The sequence below is a fragment of the Actinotalea sp. genome, from assembly GCF_035443605.1.
Taxonomy (GTDB): Bacteria; Actinomycetota; Actinomycetes; order Actinomycetales; family Cellulomonadaceae; genus Actinotalea.
On the sequence record NZ_DAORSQ010000138.1, the window covers coordinates 1 to 5125 of the forward strand.

The 5125-nt window shown below is 70.8% G+C and carries 5 protein-coding genes and 2 tRNA genes; 1 reads left to right on the forward strand and 6 read right to left on the reverse strand.

The genetic code is table 11. The features are described 5' to 3' along the window. Positions 1–447, forward strand: a 447-nt coding sequence (locus tag PKY62_RS11905) for a dihydrofolate reductase family protein (protein WP_324537236.1), incomplete at its 5' end; no start/stop codon positions are given. A gap of 32 nt (positions 448–479) precedes the next feature. On the opposite strand, the gene PKY62_RS11910 is transcribed toward PKY62_RS11905, so the two are convergent. The 6 genes from PKY62_RS11910 to PKY62_RS11935 form a co-directional block, all read right to left on the reverse strand. Then, positions 480–552, reverse strand: a tRNA-Ala gene (locus tag PKY62_RS11910). 41 nt (positions 553–593) lie between these two features. Further along, the gene (locus tag PKY62_RS11915) at positions 594–713 is read right to left on the reverse strand and encodes a DLW-39 family protein (protein ID WP_324537237.1); all 120 of its coding nucleotides are present in this window, start codon (positions 711–713) and stop codon (positions 594–596) included. Between the two features lie 23 nt (positions 714–736). Further along, positions 737–810 (reverse strand) — tRNA-Ile (locus PKY62_RS11920). A gap of 65 nt (positions 811–875) precedes the next feature. Beyond that, positions 876–1607, reverse strand: coding sequence for a DUF3566 domain-containing protein (locus PKY62_RS11925; RefSeq protein WP_324537239.1), 732 nt, complete (start codon positions 1605–1607; stop codon positions 876–878). Then, positions 1604–4174, reverse strand: a complete 2571-nt coding sequence (gyrA, locus tag PKY62_RS11930) for a DNA gyrase subunit A (RefSeq protein WP_324537243.1) — start codon at positions 4172–4174, stop codon at positions 1604–1606. Before gyrA ends, PKY62_RS11925 begins: the two co-directional genes overlap by 4 nt. Before the next feature lie 102 nt (positions 4175–4276). Continuing rightward, on the reverse strand, positions 4277–5125 hold an 849-nt coding region (locus PKY62_RS11935; protein WP_324537241.1), incomplete at its 5' end, for a toprim domain-containing protein.

Sequence of the window (5125 nt, forward strand, 5' to 3'; positions counted from 1 at the left end):
CGCCGGACGTACGACATCTTCGCGGCGTACTGGCCGCTCCAGGGCGAACGCGACGCCCCCGAGATCGCCCGGCGGTTCAACGCCATCCCGAAGTACGTCGCGAGCCGCGGGCGGCCCGGTCTGACCTGGCGTGGGTCGAGCCAGCTGGGCACTGACCTGGCTGCGGAGGTTCGGGTCGTCCGAGATCGGCACGAGAGCGTGCACGTCATCGGCAGCGTCGACCTCGTCCAGACGCTGCTCGCCGAGGACCTCTACGACATCCTGACCCTGTGGGTGCACCCCGTGGTGCTCGGCCAGGGCAAGAAGGTCTTCCCTGACGGCGCCGTCCCCGCCCGGCTCCGGCTGCTCGAGCCGGCGCTCACCACCGAGACGGGCGTCGTCCGGCTGCGCTACGCCCCGACGGGTTCTGCCCCGACCACGGGCGACATGTCGCACCGCGACCGGTAGGGCGCCGGTGCTGGACCGAGCGGGTGTGTCGGTGGAGCCAAGGGGACTCGAACCCCTAACCCCCTGCTTGCAAAGCAGGTGCGCTACCAATTGCGCCATGGCCCCTGGGCGGCGACGCCGCCTGCGGCCCCGGGGCCGCGGTGAGGTCAGTCGAGCTCGTCGGTGACCTCGGTCCACAGGTCCCGCTCGTCACGGTCCTCCGCGTACGTGCGCCAGACGACGTAGCCGGCCGCCACGGCGAGCAGGGCGATGAGGAGCTTCTTCATCCGTCCTCCGGGTGCTGCGGGAGTGGGCCTAAGAGGACTTGAACCTCTGACCTCTTCCTTATCAGGGAAGCGCTCTAACCGTCTGAGCTATAGGCCCGTGCCGCCGAGGCGGCGCCGCACGAGACTACCCCAGCGGCGGGGCAGCCCCCAACTCCGGCCCGGTCAGTCGTCCGTGAGCGTCAGGTGGATGCCGCCGACCATCGCCGCGACGATGTTGTAGAGGAAGGCCCCGATGGTCGCCAGCGCCGTGAGCAGCACGATGTCGACGACGGCGATCATCGCGGCGAGCGAGACCACGCGGTCGAACTTCGCGTACTCGAGGACGTCGAAGAACGTCGTCGACCCGGACAGCGTCGCGATGACGTCGTTGACCTGGGTGAACACGGCCAGGTTGTCGAGGGTGTACCAGACGACGGCCGCCGCCACGACGATCATGATGCCGATCGCGAAGGACAGCAGGAACGACAGCTTCATGACGGACCACGGGTCGATCCGGGCGATCGCCAGGCGCACGCGGCGCGGGCCGCCGGCCGGGTTCACCGAGGTCGCCGCCGTGCCGCCACCCGTCGAGGGCACCCTGCCGGTGCCGCCCGCGGAGACCGGCCGGTTCGGGGCGGGGGCCGGCGCCTGGGCGTCGTCGATGGTCTCTCCGCGCGCCGGGAGGGCGGTGCGCGCGGCACCGGCCGCGCCCTGGGCCGCCTTCTTGATGCGGTCGCCGAACGACGGGCCGGCCGGGGCCTCGGTCGTGGCGCCCTCGACATCCGTCGCGGCTGCGGCCGACGGCGCATCGTCGCCCGAGACCGGGGCGGTCACGCGGCGCGGCGCGGTGTCGGGCCGGGGGCCGGCGGACGGTCGCTGGGGTGCGATCGACGGTGGCTGGGACTCGGTGCTCATCGCTCTCCCTCGGTCGGCGCCGACGGTGCCGTCGCGTCGGTGTCGTCGTCCACGGTAGCGGCATCGCCCGCCAGGGTGCGCTCCACGTTGCGCGCGACGGCGAGGATGCGGTCCCCGGCGTCCGGCTTGGCGAGGATGACGCCGGTCGCGTCCCGCCCGTGCACCGGGATCTCCCCGACCAGCGAGCGCACCACCTTGCCGCGCTCCATGACCACGAGGACCTCGTCGCCGGCATCGGCCATGAGGGCTCCCACGAGCACGCCGCGCTCGTCCGGCAGCCGTGCGGCACGCACTCCGAGCCCACCGCGGTTGGTCCGGCGGTACTCGAGGTTGCCGTCGCTGTTGGTGCGGTGCATGTCCGAGCGCTTGGCCGTGCCGCCGTCGGTCACGGTGATGAGGTAGGAACCCTCGGCGATGACGTCCATGGCGAGCAGCTCGTCGTCGTCGCGGAACTTCATGCCCGTGACACCCGACGTGGCCCGGCCCATCGCGCGCAGCTGGTCGGCCGTCGCGGGGAACCGCACGGCCTGGCCCTTGCGCGAGACGAGCACCAGCTCGGAGTCCTCGTCGACCAGCGCTGCCGAGACGAGCTCGTCCGAGCGGCCGTCCTCGTCCTCGCGCAGGTTGATCGCGATGAGGCCGCCGGAACGGTTCGAGTCGTACTCCGCCAGGCGCGTCTTCTTCACCAGGCCGCGACGGGTGGCGAGCACGAGGTACTCGGCGACGTCGTAGTCGCGCAGGTCGATGACCTTGGCGATCTGCTCCCCGGGCTGGAACGCCAGCAGGTTGGCCACGTGCTGGCCCTTGGAGTCGCGCCCGCCCTCGGGCAGCTCGTAGGCCTTGGCGCGGTAGACGCGGCCGAGGTTGGTGAAGAACAGCAGCCAGTGGTGCGTCGTTGTCACACCGAAGTGCTCGACGACGTCGTCCGCACGCAGCTGTGCGCCGCGCACGCCCTTGCCGCCGCGCTTCTGCAGCCGGTAGGCGTCCGAGCGCGTGCGCTTGGCGTAGCCGCCGCGCGTGATGGTGACGACCACCTCCTCCTCGGCGATGAGGTCCTCCATGGAGACCTCGCCGTCGTAGGGAAGGATCGTGGTGCGGCGCTCGTCGCCGTAGCGGTTCACGATCTCGTCGAGCTCCTCGCCGACGATGTCGCGCTGGCGCTGCGGGCTGGCGAGGATCGCCTCGTAGTCGGTGATCTTGACCATGAGGCCGTCGTACTCGTCGATGATCTTCTGGCGCTCCAGGGCCGCCAGGCGGCGCAGCTGGAGGTTGAGGATCGCCGTGGCCTGGAGCTCGTCGACCTCGAGCAGCGCCATGAGCCCTGCCCTGGCCTCCTCGACGTCCGGCGAGCGGCGGATGAGGGCGATGACCTCGTCGAGCGCGTCGAGCGCCTTGAGGTAGCCGCGCAGGATGTGCGCCTGCTCCTGGGCCCGGCGCAGGCGGTGCGCGGTGCGCCGCACGATGACGTCGAGCTGGTGGGTGACCCAGTGCCGCACGAACGCATCGATGCTCAGGGTGCGCGGCACGTCGTCGACCAGCGCGAGCATGTTGGCGCCGAAGGTGTCCTGGAGCTGGGTGTGCTTGTAGAGGTTGTTGAGCACCACCTTGGCCACGGCGTCGCGCTTGAGCACGATGACGAGGCGCTGGCCGGTGCGCCCCGAGGTCTCGTCGCGGATGTCGGCGATGCCGGCGACGCGACCCTCCTTGACGAGGTCGGCGATCTTGGCCGCGAGGTTGTCGGGGTTGACCTGGTAGGGCAGCTCGGTGACGACCAGGCAGATCCGGTTCTGGATCTCCTCGACCGTGACGACCGCGCGCATGGTGATCGAGCCGCGGCCCGTGCGGTACGCGTCCTCGATGCCCCGGCGGCCGAGGATCGTGGCCCCGGTGGGGAAGTCCGGGCCGGGGATGCGCTCGATGAGGGCCTCGAGCAGCTCCTCCTTGGAGGCCTGCGGGTGGGCGAGGTACCACTGCACGCCCGCCGCGACCTCGCGCAGGTTGTGCGGCGGGATGTTCGTCGCCATGCCGACGGCGATGCCGGCGCTGCCGTTGACGAGCAGGTTGGGGAACCGGCTGGGCAGGACGGTCGGCTCCTGCGTGCGGCCGTCGTAGTTGTCCCGGAAGTCGACGGTCTCCTCGTCGATGTCCCGCACCATCTCCATGGCGATGTGCGCCATCTTGCACTCGGTGTACCGGGGCGCCGCGGCCGGGTCGTTGCCCGGGGAGCCGAAGTTGCCCTGGCCGGCGACCAGCGGGTAGCGCAGCGACCAGTCCTGCACCAGGCGGACCAGGGCGTCGTAGATCGCCGTGTCGCCGTGCGGGTGGTACTTGCCCATGACGTCGCCGACCACGCGGCTGCACTTGGAGAACTGGCGGTCGGGCCGGTAGCCGCCGTCGTACATCGCGTAGAGCACGCGGCGGTGCACGGGCTTGAGGCCGTCGCGCACGTCCGGCAGGGCGCGGCCGACGATGACGCTCATCGCGTAGTCGAGGTAGGAGCGCTGCATCTCCAGCTGCAGGTCCACCGGCGTGATGCGGTCGGTGATCACCTCGCCGGAGGCGTCCAGCTCGGGCTGCTTGCTGTCACCGGTCTGCTCGGTCACGGTCTTCCTTGTCTCGTCGTCGCGACCCGTGCGGGGTCAGCGGTCGGGCCGGCCAGGAGGCAGTCCTCAGATGTCGAGGAACCGCACGTCCTTGGCGTTGCGCTGGATGAAGGACCGGCGGGACTCGACGTCCTCACCCATGAGGATCGCGAAGATCTCGTCCGCCGCGGCGGCGTCGTCGAGCGTCACCTGGAGGAGCGTGCGGTGGTCCGGAGCCATGGTGGTCTCCCACAGCTCGGAGTAGTCCATCTCGCCCAGGCCCTTGTAGCGCTGGATCGCGTTCTCCTTGGGGATCCGCTTGCCCGAGGCCTGGCCCGCGGCGAGGAACGCGTCGCGCTCCCTGTCCGAGTAGACGTAGTCGTGCGGCGCGTTGGACCACTTGATCCGGTACAACGGCGGCTGGGCCAGGTACACGTGCCCCTGCGTGATGAGCTCCGGCATGTACCGGAACAGCAGCGTGAGCAGCAAGGTCGCGATGTGCTGGCCGTCGACGTCGGCATCGGCCATGAGCACGATCTTGTGGTAGCGGAGCTTGGCGATGTCGAAGTCCTCGCCGATCCCGGTGCCGAAGGCCGTGATGAGGGCCTGGACCTCCTGGTTGCCCAGCGCACGGTCCAGCCGGGCGCGCTCGACGTTGAGGATCTTGCCGCGGATGGGCAGGATCGCCTGGGTGCGCGGGTTGCGCCCCCGCACGGCCGAGCCGCCGGCCGAGTCGCCCTCGACGATGAAGATCTCGCACTCGACGGGGTTGTTCGACTGGCAGTCGCGCAGCTTGCCGGGCATGCCGCCCGACTCGAGCAGGCCCTTGCGCCGGGTGGCCTCGCGCGCCTTGCGGGCCGCCATCCGGGCGGCCGCGGCCTGGATGGACTTGCGGATGACGTCGCGCGCCTCGGTGGGGTGCGAGCCGAGCCAGTC